Raw genomic sequence first — 14,058 nt, forward strand, 5'->3', positions numbered from 1 at the left:
CCAATCGATGGGACTCTTCGACCGTTTGCTGGGCAACCGTTCCTGGAGCAAGAGCAGCGAAGAGAAGACCAAGAAGGAAACAACCTCCTACTACCTCGACCCTGACTCCTCCAGCAGCCTCGGCAACGTGGAGTTCATGCGCAAACCGAACACCATCCGCCGCACCTTTCCCGGCAATGCCGACAACCCCGGCGGCAAGGAATTCATCCAGGAGGTCGACTCCATGGCTGCTCGGGTGGAGATGGCCAGTGATGGTCTGCCCGGGACCGCCAGGGCCGATGTCAACATCGACCTCACCGGTGGCATTCCCAAGCCGGTCAAGAAAACCTTCGCCGAGCGACTGAGCGCTTCCGAGCTCGCCAAGCGAATGAAGGGATCGGCCGTCACCGGCACGAACCAGGTGGGCGCTCCCCCTCCCCGCCGGGCCACGAGGGAGGGTCAGGAGATCCAGCCCTCCAGCTCCGCGCCCACGTCCAAGCCCGGCTCCACCGATGACTGGCTGAACGCGGCCAGGGATCTCAACCTCTGATCCCCCTGAGGGTCTCGGCAACCCGACGGCTCAGCCTTCCACCATCCGTTCGCTGCTGAGCACCAGTTCCCGCAGGTGCGCCAGTTGCCCCAAGCTGGCGCCCTCCCATAGCCTCCGGTTGTGGGACTCCAGCAGGCGCTCGGCCATGTCCCGCAGAGCCCAGGGGTTGGAGTTGCGCAGAAACTCCAGCACGGTTTCGTCGCTCAACCACTGGTCGCAGATGGCGCCATAGCTCCAATCCGGCACCCGGCCGGTGCTGGCGTCGTAGGCAAAGAGATAATCGAGGCTGGCGGCCAGCTCGAAGCCCCCCTTGTAGCCATGGCGGGTCATGCCCTCGATCCAGCGCGGGTTCAGCACCCGGGAGCGCAGCACCTTGTCCAGTTCCTTTTCCAGCCGGTGTACGCGCGGCCGCTGGGACCTGGAATGGTCGGCGAACCAAAGGGCGGGGGCGCTGCCGCGCACCGCTTCAGTGGCGGCGCTCAGGCCCCCCTGGAACTGGTAGTAGTCGTCGGAATCGAGCAGGTCGTGCTCACGGTTGTCCTGGTTGTGAAGTACCACCTGAACGCTGCGCAGCCGCTGCTCCAGCCCCGCCCGGTCCGCCACCGCTTCGGTGCCCGCTGAATCGGTCCCCCCGTAGCGCCAGCCGCTCCAGTTCAGATAGGCCTCGCCCAGATCGCTGCGGTTCTCCCACTGGCCGCTGTCGATCAGCCCCTGGAGCCCCGCTCCGTAGGCCCCGGGCGCTGAGCCATAGACCCGGGCGGCCTGGCCCTCCAAGCGGGCCGCCGCCGCCAGGGGGTTGTCCGACTCAGATTCATCCAGGGAGGCCACCAGCTCCGTGGCCCGGTTGAACCAGGTGACCAGCTGGGGGAAGGCATCACGGAACAGACCGGAGATGCGCAGGGTCACATCCACCCGGGGGCGCCCCAGCAGGGTGAGCGGAATCAGCTCCAGGTCCACCAGGCGGCGCGTGGGACCATCCCACACCGGCCGGACCCCCATCAAGGCCAGGGCCTGGGCGATGTCCTCGCCGCCGTTGCGCATGGTGGCCGTGCCCCAGACCGAAAGAGCGAGCTGACGCAGGTCGTCGCCCTCCTCCTGCAGATGCAGCTCGATCAGCAATTCGGCGCTGCGGCGTCCCAGGTCCCAGGCGGCCTCGGTGGGCAGCCCGCGCAGATCCACGCTGTAGAAGTTGCGGCCCGTGGGCAGCAGGTCGGGGCGGCCGCGGGTGGGCGCTCCTGAGGGTCCGGCGGCGATGCGCTCCCCGGCCAGGGCCTCCAGGAAGGCACTGCGTTCGGCCTCGCCGCAGGCGAGCAGGTTGGGCAGTAAGCCGTCGCGCACCCTCTCCAGCACGGCTGTGGTGGCCTCTCCGGCGCTGGGAAGAGGACCCTCGCGCCGATCAAGCAATTTCTCCATCAGTTCGAGCGCCTGCTGCTCCAACAGCGCCACCCCATCCCCCACCCGGCGCGGGCCGCCTCCCAGGCGCGTTTGGTCAGAGTCGCTGAGCAGCTTCTCTTCCTGATCGGCCCAGGGATCGAACTCCAGGCGCTGGTCCCGGGCCAGCGCCTGGGTGAGGCCTTCCCCCCCGGGGACGGGCGGCCTGGCCATGGCCAGCAGCAGCTCCGCCAGGGGGGCCGCCGCCGGCAGTTCCCCGAAGATGTGCAGGCCCGTGCGGATCTGAGCTTCCTTGAGTTCACAGAGGTAGCCGTCGGCGATCTCCAGATCCAGGGGCAGGTGGAGCGCCTGGAGGCAACGCTCCAGGCGCTCCCGCAGACCCACCAGCCGCGCGCTGCCCAGTTGGCGGGCCTCCCAGTGCTCATCCAGCAGGGCTTCGAGTTCCAGCAGCGGCCCGTGGAGCCCCGCCCGAGCCAGGGGAGGGGTGAGGTGGTCGAGGATCACCGCCTGGGCGCGACGCTTGGCCTGGGAGCCTTCCCCCGGATCGTTGACGATGAACGGATAGACGTGGGGCATCGGCCCCAGGGCCCACTCGGGGAAGCAGGAGGCTGAGAGGCCCAGGCCTTTGCCCGGCAGCCACTCCAGGTTGCCGTGCTTGCCCACGTGCACCACCACCTGGCAGCGGGCCTGCTGGCGCAGCCAGAGGTATTGGGCCAGGTAGGCGTGGGGGGGCGGCAGGTCGGGGGCGTGGTAGCTGAGGCTGGGGTCACGGTCGTAGCCGCGTTCCGGCTGCACCAGCACCACCACTTCGCCGAAACGCAGCCCCCGGATCGGAAAGCCGCCCGGCTCCAGTGACGGGTCCGCCTCCGGCGGCCCCCAGCGCGCCTCCAGCAGCTGCCGTCCCTGCTCCGGCAGCGTGTTGTACCAGCGCCGGTAGAGCTCCAGATCGAGATGGCTCAGGGGCGGCCGGTGGCCGCTCTCCGGATCGTTGGTGCGCCCCTCCAGCAACCGGTGGATCAGGGCATCACCATCGGCCGGCAGGGGAGCCGTGCCCAGGTCGTGGCCACTGGCGCGCAGCCAGCCCAGCATGCGGGCGCAACTGGTCGGGGTGTCGAGGCCCACGCCGTTGGCGAGGCGGCCGTTGCGGGTGGGGTAATTGGCCAGAACGAGCGCCAGGCGCCGTTCATGGGTGGGGGTCTGCCGCAGATCGGTCCAGCCCTTCACCAGTCGGCTCACCCAGTCGAGCCGTTCGAGGTCGGGGACGTAGTGCATCGCGGCGCTGGCCAGACGTCCATCGGCTCGTGCCAGCTCCTTGAAGGCCCCCACCCGGGTGGTGAGGCGGCCATCGAGCTCTGGTAGGGCCACCTGGAGGCTGAGGTCGAGGGGACCCAGGCCAATGCTGCTGGCCTGCCAGCGGGCCCGGCTCTGGGTGCTGCAGAGCAGCTGCAGCACCGGCACCGCCAGGGCCTCCCACAGCGGTGCCCCCAGTCCGGCCTCTTCGAACTGAACCGAGGCAAACGAGGTGGTGCAGACCACCGCCTGCACCTGCTCACGCCCCAGCAGATCGGCCACCCCCCGCTGCACCGCCAGCTCCCGCAGGCCACTCACCCACAGAGCCCTCGGACAGAGCCCCTGGCCCCGTAGAGCAGTGAGCAGGGCCTCCGCCAGGGCCAGGTCGTCCGCCTGCAGCAGGGCGCGGTAGAGCACCACCCCTACCCGCGCACCGGTGTCGTCGCGCCAGTCATGGGCGAGGGGGTCCGGCAGGGGAACGGGTTCGGGGGGGCTGGGCCGCACACCTGAGAGCAGGCTGCGCAGGCTGAGCAGCATCGATCGCCAGTTGGCGCTTCCCCCTTCCCGCAGGCACTGGCCCAGGGCGATCGTCAGGGCTGGATCGACGTTGCCCAGGGCGGCCAGCTCCTCGGCCTGGTCGGCGGTGCCGGCCACCACGATCAGCTGGTGATTCGGCTCGGCCGACCACAGCTGCAGCTGCTCAAGGCCGTAGCTCCAGTGCCCTCGCCCCCCCAGCAGCCGCACCAGCACCAGCCGCGCCGGACGCAGGGTTCGGGCGATGTAGTGGTCGATCACCGCCGGGTGTTCCAGGGCCGCCAGGTTGAGACCGCGCAGCTCATCCCCCAGCAGATCCGGCTCCTGCTCCAGCAGCGCGGCGAGGGTCGCCAGATCGGTGTCGGCGCTGCTGAGCACCACCACCGGGGCCGGCGGCTGCTCCACGTAGGCGGGGCCGCCGGAGCTGTCGTCAAGGCCTGGGACCGCCGCGAGCCGATGCATCACCCCATCCTGGGGCCTGACAGTGAGAAGATCGGGGCACGTCGAGCCCCCGGGCCGCCGCCCCGCACCGCCACCCGATGCATCAGTTCCTTCCCTTCGCCTGGTTCGGCGGTCAGATCGTTCCCTTTCCGGAAGCGACCCTGTCGGTGGCCACCCATGCCCTGCACTACGGCACCGGGGCCTTCGGGGGCATGCGTGCCCTGCCCAATCCGGCCGATGCGAACGAGATCCTGCTGTTCCGCGCCGACCGCCACGCCAGGCGCCTGAGCCAGAGCGCCCGGCTGCTGCTCACCGAGCTCAGTGAGCAACGCATTCATGAGTCGATCCGCCTGTTTCTTCAGGCCAACCGCCCCACCACACCGGTGTACCTGCGGCCCTTCGTCTACACCAGCGATCTGGGCATCGCCCCCCGCCTCCACGACATCCAGACCGATTTCCTGATCTATGGGATTGAACTGGGGGATTACCTCTCCCCCGACGGGGTGAGCTGTCGCATCAGCAGCTGGACCCGTCAGGAGGACCGCTCTCTGCCCCTGCGGGGCAAGATCAGTGGTGCCTACATCACCAGTTCCCTGGCCAAGACCGAAGCCTTCAAGAGTGGTTTCGACGAAGCGCTGCTGCTCAACAGCCGCGGCAAGGTGAGCGAGGCCAGCGGCATGAACCTGTTCATGGTGCGCGACGGGGTGCTGATCACACCGGGCGTTGATCAGGACATCCTCGAGGGCATCACCCGCGCCAGCGTGTTGGAGTTGGCGAGGGATCTGGGCATTCCCACCCTGGAGCGGGCCGTCGACAAGACCGAGCTGTTCGTGGCCGACGAGGTGTTCCTCACCGGCACGGCCGCCCGCGTCACCCCCGTGCGCCGCATCGAAAGCACCGATCTGGCCACCGATCGGCCGGTGATGGAGCGCCTGCGAGATCGTCTCACCGCGATCACGGAGGGTCGCGATTCCGCCTATGACCACTGGGTCACCCGTGTGCGCCTGAGCGATTGATGGTTGAAGCGAGCGTGGGTGTGGCCCCCGCCACGGGGCGGATGGGCTTCCTGGAGCGGCTGCACAGCCCCGAGCACCCGGTGCTGGTGTTCGATGGCGCCACGGGCACCTCGCTCCAGCAGATGAATCTCAGCGCCGAGGATTTCGGTGGTCCGGCCCTGGAGGGTTGCAACGAGAACCTGGTTTTCACCCGTCCGGATGTGGTCCAGGCGGTGCACCGCCAGTTCCTGGAGGTGGGATGCGATGTGATCGAGACCGACACCTTCGGCGCCGCCTCGATCGTGCTGGCGGAGTACGACCTGCAGGATCAGGCCTTCGCCATGAACAAACGGGCGGCCGAACTGGCCCGGGAGGTGGCGGCGGAGTACAGCACCCCCGATCAGCCGCGTTTCGTGGCCGGTTCCATGGGCCCCACCACCAAGTTGCCCACCCTGGGCCACATCGACTTCGACACGATGAAGGCGTCCTACCGGGAGCAGGCCGAAGGGCTGATCGCCGGTGATGTCGATCTGTTCATCGTCGAGACCTGCCAGGACGTGCTCCAGATCAAGGCGGCCCTGCAGGGGATCGAGGAGGCCTTCACGTCCACCGGTGTCCGTCGGCCGCTGATGGTCTCGGTGACGATGGAGACAACGGGCACCATGCTCGTTGGCTCCGACATCGCCGCCGTGGTGGCGATTCTCGAGCCGTTCCCGATCGATGTGCTCGGTCTCAACTGCGCTACGGGCCCAGAGCAGATGAAGGAGCACGTGCGCTACCTGAGCGAGCACTGTCCGTTTGTGATCAGCTGCATTCCCAACGCCGGTCTGCCGGAGAACGTGGGTGGCGTGGCCCATTACCGCCTCACCCCCCTGGAGTTGCGCCTGCAGCTGCTGCATTTCGTCGAGGATCTGGGGGTGCAGGTGATCGGTGGCTGCTGCGGCACCACCCCGGCCCACATCGGGGCCCTCTCGGAGTTGGCGAAGGGCTTGAAACCCCATCCCCGGCGCGTGCGTACCCCTGACCAGCAGCAGCAGCGGCCTCCCCTGGCCTATGAACCGGCCGTGGCTTCGATCTACGGCGTCACCCCTTATCTACAGGACAACTCCTTTTTGATCATCGGTGAGCGGCTGAATGCGAGCGGCTCCAAGAAGGTGCGCGAGCTGCTCAACGCCGAAGACTGGGATGGCCTGGTGGCGGTGGCCCGGGGCCAGGTGAAGGAGAACGCCCATGTGCTCGATGTGAATGTCGACTACGTGGGTCGTGATGGCGAGCGTGACATGCACGAGTTGGTGAGCCGCCTGGTCACCAATGTGAACCTGCCACTGATGCTCGATTCAACTGAGTGGCAGAAGATGGAGGTCGGTCTGAAGGTGGCCGGTGGGAAATGTCTGCTCAATTCCACCAACTACGAAGACGGCGACGAGCGCTACTTCAAGGTTCTCGAACTGGCCAAGGCCTACGGCGCCGGGGTGGTGGTGGGCACCATCGATGAGGAAGGGATGGCACGCACGGCGGAGCGCAAGTTCGCCATCGCCCAGCGGGCCTACAGGGATGCCCTGGAATATGGCATTCCCGCCCACGAACTCTTCTATGACCCCCTGGCCCTACCCATTTCGACGGGCATCGAGGAAGACCGCAAGAACGCCTCGGCCACGATCGAGGCCATCCGACTGATCCGTGAGCGCTTGCCTGGTGTTCATGTGGTGCTGGGGGTGAGCAATGTGAGTTTCGGGCTTTCGCCGGCCGCCCGAATCGTGCTTAATTCGGTGTTCCTCAGCGATTGTTGTGCCGCCGGGATGGATGCGGCGATCATCAGCCCGGCGAAGATCCTGCCCCTGGCCAAGATCAGCCCCGAGCACCAGCAGGTCTGCCGCGATCTGATCAACGACGCCCGCCGTTTCGAGGGGGGTGTGTGCGTCTATGACCCGCTCACCGAGCTGACGAAGCTGTTCGAAGGTGTCAGTGCCCGGGAGGCCCGCGCCTCAGGACCCAGCCTGGCTGATCTGCCGGTGGAGGAGCGCCTCAAGCAACACATCATCGATGGGGAGCGCATCGGCCTGGAGGTTGCCCTCCAGGAGGGGTTGCTGAGCTACGAACCGCTTCACATCATCAACACCTTTCTGCTGGATGGCATGAAGGTGGTCGGGGAACTGTTCGGCTCCGGTCAGATGCAGCTGCCCTTCGTGCTCCAGAGCGCCGAGACGATGAAGTCGGCGGTGGCCTTCCTCGAGCCGCTGATGGATCGCATCGAGGGAGCGGATGGCTCCAGCCAACGCCGGGCCAAGGCCAAATTCCTGATCGCCACGGTCAAGGGTGATGTCCATGACATCGGCAAGAACCTGGTGGACATCATCCTCACCAACAACGGCTATGAAGTGATCAATCTTGGCATCAAACAGCCGGTGGAAGTGATCATCGAAGCCCAGAAGACTCATCAGGCTGATTGCATTGCCATGAGTGGCCTGTTGGTCAAATCCACAGCCTTCATGAAGGACAATCTGAAGGCGTTCAATGAGGCCGGCATCGATGTGCCGGTGATCCTGGGGGGTGCCGCCCTCACACCCAAATTCGTCAACAAGGATTGCCGTTCGGTGTACCACGGCCAGGTGATCTACGGCCGAGACGCGTTCGCCGACCTGCGCTTCATGGAGGCCTACGTTGAGGCCCGCGAGGCCGGCCAGTGGGAGGCGAAGAGCGGATTTCTGGCTGGGGCCCCCACCGGTCTGGGGCTCGAGGCCGCCGCCAGCGACGAGTCCGATGCCAACGGGGATGGCGGCGATGCCTCCAGCTCATCCACGGCCGCGCTCAGTGACCCTGACGAAGCGTTCGAGGCCCACCCGTTGCCGACGCAGGATCGATCCGCGGTGGTCCCCGAAGAGCCGGCCCTGACACCCCCGTTCTGGGGCAGCCAGGTGCTTCAGGAGCAGGAGATTCCCCTGGAGGAGGTCTTTGCCTACCTCGATCGCCAAGCCCTGTTCGCCGGCCAGTGGCAGCTGCGCAAGGCCAAGGACCAGAGCCGTGAGGACTACGAGGCCCTGCTGGCGGAGAAGGCTGAGCCGGTGCTGGCGGAATGGACCCAGCGCTGCCTGGAGGAGGAACTGCTGACCCCGCGGGTGGCCTACGGCTATTTCCCCGCTGGCCGCGCCGGCAACGCCCTGCGGGTGTTCGATCCCGCTGACCCCACCCAGGCCCTTGGCCACTTCGATCTACCCCGGCAGCGGGGCGGCAACCGTTACTGCATCGCTGATTTTTACCGGGATCTGGTGGATGGCCAGCCCGTCGACGTGCTGCCGATGCAGGCGGTCACCATGGGCGAAAAGGCCACGGCCCTCGCCCGCGACCTGTTCGCGGCCGATCGCTACAGCGATTACCTCTACTTCCATGGCCTGGGGGTGCAGCTGGCGGAAGCCCTGGCCGAGTGGACCCACGCCCGCATCCGCCGGGAGCTCGGCTTCGGGGCCGAAGAGCCCGTGGCCCTGCGGGATGTGCTGGCCCAGCGCTACCGCGGCAGCCGCTATTCCTTCGGCTATCCCGCCTGCCCCAACGTGGCTGATTCGCGCCAGCAGCTGGCTTGGCTGGGGGCTGAGCGTGTCGGCCTGCGGATGGACGAGAGCGATCAGCTGGAGCCCGAGCAGAGCACCACGGCCTTGGTGGCGCTCCACAGCCGTGCCCGTTACTTCAGCGTCTGAGCGCCTGAGCGGCTCAGCTTCGGGCGTGGGCCAGGCCTCCATGCTTCCTGAGAGCCCAGAGCGCTCGGATGGCAGGCTTGTTCGGTGTTTGTCTGAACCCTCCCATGGCCATCGCAGGACCCGCCGGAGTTGATGAGGCGATTGCCTCCGGCCTTGATCTCGATGGCACGCCCTTGCCTGCCGCGATGCTGGAGCTCTACAACGAGGTGATGGCGCTGGAGGCCCAGCGGGCCCGCAGCGGTGTGCGCAAGTCGATGCGCAACCGGATCGTGCGTACCGGTGCCAAACACCTCGATCAGGCCAGCCTGGACGCAAGGCTGCTGGCAGCGGGCTGGGAGGGCCTGAAAGCCAAGGAGATCGCCTTCTTCTACGGCTGAGGCCGTCACAGCGTCTCTGAGGGGGGGGGCTGGCCTAGCTGCAGAGATCTTCGAGGGTGTCGATCACCCCCTGCTGGAAGTCCTCCAGATCGCTCGAATCGCTCAGGTCGAGGCCCTCTCCGGCGGCATTCTGGGTGAGTTCCTGGAAATGGAACGCCCCCTCCCCAGTGGCCAGGAACTCAATCGCGGAGCTTTCACCGCTCTCCTTGAAGGCATCGCAAAGTGCCAAAAAGGCCGCGTCTTCCGTGAAGTCCCAGCTCATGAAGGGGCAACTGCTGAATGACCTCTAACGCCTGCCCCCCCGAATCCGTCAACCTCTTGGCACGAATTTGTGCCAGTCCTTCGCCAGACTCCTGCCGGCCTCGCCGTCGCACCCCCCCGATCCATGGGCTCTTCCACTCCCCAAACCCAGGCCCTGAACGTGCTCGGCCAGCCCCTGGAGCTCTGCAGTTGTGAGCCTCTGACCGGGTGGACCCGGGACGGCAGTTGCAGCACCGGTCCGGGGGACCACGGCCTGCATACGGTCTGCTGTGTGATCACCGAATCGTTCCTGAGCTACAGCAAGGCCCAGGGCAACGATCTCTCCACCCCGATGCCCGCCTACCGCTTTCCGGGGCTCCAGCCTGGAGATCATTGGTGTGTCTGCGCCGCCCGCTGGCTGGAAGCCCATGAAGACGGCATGGCTCCACCGGTGCTGCTCAAGGCCAGCGAGGCCTCGACCCTGGGTCTGATTCCCCTGAAGCTGCTGGAGGAGAATGCCGCCGACGTGTGAGCGGCACCGACCGCGGCCATGAGTATGCGCGTCTTGGTGCTGGGCAAGGGGGCTTGGGGACGAACCTTGGTGACGCTGCTGGAGCGCCAGGGCCATCGGGTGCAGGCCTGGTCACGCAGCGGTGGTGGGGATCCAGGCCTGCTGTTGGCCCAGCAGGAGCTGGTGCTGGCGGCGGTGGCGATGGCGGGGGTGGGCGATCTGGCCCTGCGGCTGGCCCCCCAATGGCCCCAGGGACTGCCTCTGTTGAGCTGCAGCAAAGGATTGGACCCGGAGCGCCTCAGCACCCCTTCCCAGCTCTGGGAGGACGCGATTGCCGGACTGCCGCTGGTGGTGCTCAGCGGTCCGAATCTGGCCACTGAGCTGGATCAAGGCTTGCCCGCCGCCAGCGTGCTGGCCTCCCGCCATCGGGACCTTGCCACGGCCCTGCAACGGCAATTGAGCGGCGATGGCCTGCGGCTCTACACCAACAACGATCCTCTTGGGACGGAGGTGGCGGGTGCGCTCAAGAACGTGATGGCGGTCGCTGCCGGGGTCTGTGATGGCCTGGGGCTCGGGGCCAATGCCAAGGCCTCCCTGCTGACCCGGGGGCTGGCGGAGATGGGGGTGGTGATCGAAGGCCTGGGGGGACAGATCAGCACCCTCTACGGCCTGGCGGGCCTGGGTGATCTGCTCGCGACGGCCAACAGTCCGCTCAGTCGCAACTACCGCTACGGAGCGCTGCGGGCGGATGGGCTTGCCCACCAGCAGGCCCTGGCCAAGGTGGGAGCCACGGTGGAAGGCGCCGCCACGGCGCTGGCGGTGACCCGCCTGGCCGACCAGCGGCTCTGGCACCTTCCGATTTGTGAGCAGGTGGCGGACCTGGTCCAGGAGCGGGCCAGACCCGAGGAGAGTGTGCGGTCACTGATGGATCGCGCCCTCAAAGGTGAATGAACCCTGATCGGCCAAGGGCCCCGTTTTCCGGCATGATCCGCCTGTTACCAAAGGAACCGTTGGTCTTGCTCAGGAGCCGTCGTCACTGGCTTGCCCTCGGGCGTCGATGGCGCTCCGGTTTTTCGCGCCAGGCGCGGCTGAAAACCATTCTGCTGACGGCACCGGTTGGATTCGGGGCCCTGGGGATCGGCTTCATGGCCCAGGGGCTGGTGCCCAGCACCCCCATGGTCGATGCTCCGTTGATCGACGCCATGCTTCAGGCACCGCCGCCGTCGCCGCCCCGCGCTTCCCCTTCCACTCCCGTCGCCGGGGGCGACCAGCCTGATCCCCTGCGCGGGGTGCAGTCACGCAAAGCCACCGCTGCCGCCGGCGGTTCAGGCCAGCTCAGCCTGGCGGAACCCGAGGCCGGCTCACCACTCGATCTGGAGATCCGGGTGGCGCTGTTGAATCAGCCCGCCAGTTTGCAGCTTGGGGCCCAGGGCCCTTGGCTGCTGCGCGACCGCTCTGGCCAGGTGCTACGTCAGGGAGGGGCCGGCAGTGGCCTGGAGGTGTCTGGGTGGTCTGATCTGCCTGCTGAACTCTGGTTCGAGACCCCTGGCGGCGAACCGGTGAGCGTGCAGGGTCGCCTCTACGACGGTCGCCTGCGCGTGGTTCGTCAAGGTGGGAGCTACACCGTGGTCAATCACCTGTCGCTGGAGCGCTACATCGCCTCGGTGGTGGGCTCGGAAATGCCCAGCTCCTGGAACATCGAGGCGCTTCGGGCCCAGGCGGTCGCCGCCCGTTCCTATGCCCTGGCGCACATGGCCCGCCCCGCCAGTGCCCATTGGCACCTGGGCAACACCACCCGCTGGCAGGCCTACCGCGGTCTGGAATCGGTCAATCAACGCACCCTGCGGGCCGCCGCCAGCACCGCCGGCGTGATCCTGAGTTATCAGGGCGGCATCGTGGAAAGCCTCTATGCGGCCAACCAGCAGATCGTTCTGGAGGCCCACGGGCATCTGGGGGCCAGCATGAGCCAGGAGGGGGCCCAGCAACTCGCCTCCCAGGGCCTTCGCTACAACGCCATCCTCGGCCGTTACTACCAGGGGGCCTCCCTGGCCCGGCTCAGGGCGGGTGCGGGCTGAACGGTTCTGGCGGGCGGCGCTGGAGGTCAGCCGCACGGCCGCCAGCAGCGGTGCCCTGATCCCCCTGAGCACCGAACGGTTGGAGCTTCCCAACTGTGCCCCGTTCATCCTCAGGCGCCTGCAGGGGGCGCCACCGCGCCATCTGCGTGAACCGGGGCCCCGTCCCAATCCCTTCCTCCCCTGGGATCGGCCCCTGGAAGTGGGCCCCCTGGGGCCCGACCACCTGCTGCTGCTCAATAAATATCCTGTCCAGGATGGCCACCTTCTGCTGATCACCCAGCGCTGGCTACCCCAGAGCGGCTGGCTGAGCGTCAGTGACTGGCAGGCGGTGGCTGAGGTGGGGGCCGACACGGGCGGCCTGTGGTTCTTCAACAACTCCCCGACCGCCGGCGCCAGTCAGCCCCATCGCCATCTGCAGTTGCTGCCCCGGGCCAGCGGCGAGCCCAGCTGCCCGCTGGCCGCCGATCTGCTCGCCCAGCTCGACGGGCGAGCCGCGCTCTGGCCATGGGCGTACCGGTTGGATCGGCGCGGCCCCGGCGATGGCAACGATCTGGCGGATCTGTACGCGCACCATTGCGCCAGTCTTGGTCTCGGCCGTCCTGCCCGTGATCCCCAGCCCCTGCACCCCTACAACCTGCTGTTTGACGATGACTGGTTCCTGACGATCCGGCGCAGCCGGGAGCATGGGGCCGGCTTCAGTGTCAATGCTCTGGGATTCGCCGGGTACCTGCTGCTGACCGGTCACTCCGATCTCGACTGGCTGCAGCGCCACGGCCCCCTGCGCCTGCTGCAGGAGGTGGCGGCCCCAGCGGCTGGATGAAGATTCCGTGATTTCACGGTTGTCGGATCAGGGGGAGCCGGGCCTCTGTTGAAAGAAGGGCGCCATCACCAGCCCTGCCTTCGACCAAAGCGACTCGCTCTATGACTTCGATCCGACCCCTTCCCCCCTCACGTTCCCCTGGCAGCGTTCGATCGCTGCCCAAGGCGGTGCGAGAGCGCAACCGCCGCGTGGAGCAGTACCGCGCCGTCGTTCGCCCGATTGCCTTTCACTACGCCGGGATCTGCCGTGAGCAGGCGGAGGATCTGCAACAGGTGGGGCTGCTGGGGCTGATCCGGGCGGCGGAGCTGTACCAGAACGCCCGGGAGATCCCCTTCGAGGCCTTTGCCCGCCACCACATCCGTGGAGCGATCCTTCATTACCTCCGTGATTGCGCCCCCACCGTGCGCTTGCCCCGCCGTCAGCAGGAACTGGCGGACAGGGTGCGGGCCACCAGCCGGCAGCTGAGCCAGGATCTGGGCCGGGCTCCCGCTGATCGCGAGCTGCGCGCTGCCCTTGGCCTCAGCCCTCTGCAATGGCAGCGCTTCGAGCAGGCCAGTCGCTTCAGGCGGATCGAGGCGCTTGAGCACGATCCGGCCATTGCGGTCGAGCCGGAGGCTCCCATCGAGCTGGAGCCGCCGATCGCGGCGTTGGCGGCGATGGCGCAGCTGGAATCCCGCCAGGGTCAGGTGGTGAAGAGGGTGGTGCTCGGTGGCGCCAGCCTGCGTCAGGTGGCCCGGGAGCTCGAGGTGAGCCCGATGACCGCCCACCGCTTGCTGCGCAGGGGTCTAGACAGGATGCGGCAGCTGTTGGGGGCGGAAGCTGCCCCCATCAATCACGGGCGATTTGTTGCTCCAGCGTGCTGATGGCCGCCTGGAGCGCCGCCAGCTGCCGCTCCACCCCATCCCGCCAGAAGCTCAGGGCCTGGAGCTTGCGCTGCAGATGGCGCCGCCGCGCCTCCCGTGCCTCTTCTGGGGTGGAATGACAAGGGAAAGGGGGGAACATGGGAAAATGATGCAACTCAGAACGCTTCTAACGGTTTTCCAACCGAGGATGCGTTCCGATTCCATCGCTGGTGAGATCGGCCCGAGCCGGCCCCAACAGCCATTCCTCCCCTGCCGAGTGACGCCATGGTCAGGGCGATGACTGCGGGCCTCACCAGTAG

The 14,058-nt window shown here is 67.3% G+C and carries 12 protein-coding genes; 9 read left to right on the forward strand and 3 right to left on the reverse strand.

The window, feature by feature from the left end; all coding sequences use genetic code 11:
• Nucleotides 1-7 precede the first annotated feature (7 nt).
• Nucleotides 8-529, forward strand: a complete 522-nt coding sequence (locus KBZ13_RS06220) for a hypothetical protein (RefSeq protein WP_255007466.1) — start codon at nucleotides 8-10, stop codon at nucleotides 527-529.
• Between the two features lie 30 nt (nucleotides 530-559).
• Here the strand turns inward: KBZ13_RS06220 and cobN are convergent, their stop codons facing one another.
• A complete protein-coding gene (gene cobN, locus KBZ13_RS06225) occupies nucleotides 560-4,207 on the reverse strand; it encodes a cobaltochelatase subunit CobN (protein ID WP_255007468.1) in 3,648 nt (1,215 codons plus the stop codon).
• A gap of 77 nt (nucleotides 4,208-4,284) precedes the next feature.
• Between cobN and KBZ13_RS06230 the strand changes: the two genes are divergently transcribed.
• The 3 genes from KBZ13_RS06230 (at nucleotide 4,285) to KBZ13_RS06240 (ending at nucleotide 9,250) form a co-directional block, all read left to right on the forward strand.
• Nucleotides 4,285-5,202, forward strand: coding sequence for a branched-chain amino acid transaminase (locus tag KBZ13_RS06230; RefSeq protein ID WP_255007469.1), 918 nt, complete (start codon nucleotides 4,285-4,287; stop codon nucleotides 5,200-5,202).
• A 41-nt stretch (nucleotides 5,203-5,243) separates the two neighbouring features.
• Nucleotides 5,244-8,873 (forward strand): methionine synthase, encoded by a 3,630-nt coding sequence (gene metH / locus KBZ13_RS06235; protein WP_409995624.1) that lies wholly within the window; start codon nucleotides 5,244-5,246, stop codon nucleotides 8,871-8,873.
• A 104-nt stretch (nucleotides 8,874-8,977) separates the two neighbouring features.
• Nucleotides 8,978-9,250, forward strand: coding sequence for a DUF4090 family protein (locus KBZ13_RS06240; protein ID WP_255007473.1), 273 nt, complete (start codon nucleotides 8,978-8,980; stop codon nucleotides 9,248-9,250).
• Between the two features lie 34 nt (nucleotides 9,251-9,284).
• Here the strand turns inward: KBZ13_RS06240 and KBZ13_RS06245 are convergent, their stop codons facing one another.
• The gene (locus KBZ13_RS06245) at nucleotides 9,285-9,512 is read right to left on the reverse strand and encodes a hypothetical protein (protein WP_255007474.1); all 228 of its coding nucleotides are present in this window, start codon (nucleotides 9,510-9,512) and stop codon (nucleotides 9,285-9,287) included.
• A gap of 123 nt (nucleotides 9,513-9,635) precedes the next feature.
• Between KBZ13_RS06245 and KBZ13_RS06250 the strand changes: the two genes are divergently transcribed.
• The 5 genes from KBZ13_RS06250 (at nucleotide 9,636) to KBZ13_RS06270 (ending at nucleotide 13,759) form a co-directional block, all read left to right on the forward strand.
• Nucleotides 9,636-10,022: a DUF2237 family protein gene (locus KBZ13_RS06250; protein WP_255007476.1), complete on the forward strand. Its 387-nt coding sequence runs from the start codon at nucleotides 9,636-9,638 to the stop codon at nucleotides 10,020-10,022.
• Nucleotides 10,023-10,040: 18 nt separating this feature from the next.
• Nucleotides 10,041-10,952, forward strand: coding sequence for an NAD(P)H-dependent glycerol-3-phosphate dehydrogenase (locus KBZ13_RS06255; RefSeq protein ID WP_255007478.1), 912 nt, complete (start codon nucleotides 10,041-10,043; stop codon nucleotides 10,950-10,952).
• A gap of 59 nt (nucleotides 10,953-11,011) precedes the next feature.
• Entirely contained in the window at nucleotides 11,012-12,076 is a 1,065-nt protein-coding gene (locus KBZ13_RS06260; protein WP_255007480.1) for a SpoIID/LytB domain-containing protein, read from the forward strand.
• Nucleotides 12,066-12,896, forward strand: coding sequence for an ATP adenylyltransferase (locus tag KBZ13_RS06265; RefSeq protein ID WP_255007481.1), 831 nt, complete (start codon nucleotides 12,066-12,068; stop codon nucleotides 12,894-12,896). Before KBZ13_RS06260 ends, KBZ13_RS06265 begins: the two co-directional genes overlap by 11 nt.
• A gap of 167 nt (nucleotides 12,897-13,063) precedes the next feature.
• Nucleotides 13,064-13,759 (forward strand): sigma-70 family RNA polymerase sigma factor, encoded by a 696-nt coding sequence (locus KBZ13_RS06270; RefSeq protein WP_255007483.1) that lies wholly within the window; start codon nucleotides 13,064-13,066, stop codon nucleotides 13,757-13,759.
• Here the strand turns inward: KBZ13_RS06270 and KBZ13_RS06275 are convergent.
• Nucleotides 13,725-13,898: a sigma factor SigF gene (locus KBZ13_RS06275; RefSeq protein ID WP_255007484.1), complete on the reverse strand. Its 174-nt coding sequence runs from the start codon at nucleotides 13,896-13,898 to the stop codon at nucleotides 13,725-13,727. The genes KBZ13_RS06270 and KBZ13_RS06275 overlap by 35 nt on opposite strands.
• Between the last annotated feature and the right edge of the window lie 160 nt (nucleotides 13,899-14,058).

This window comes from Cyanobium sp. ATX 6F1 (assembly GCF_024346315.1).
Classification (GTDB): domain Bacteria; phylum Cyanobacteriota; class Cyanobacteriia; order PCC-6307; family Cyanobiaceae; genus ATX-6F1.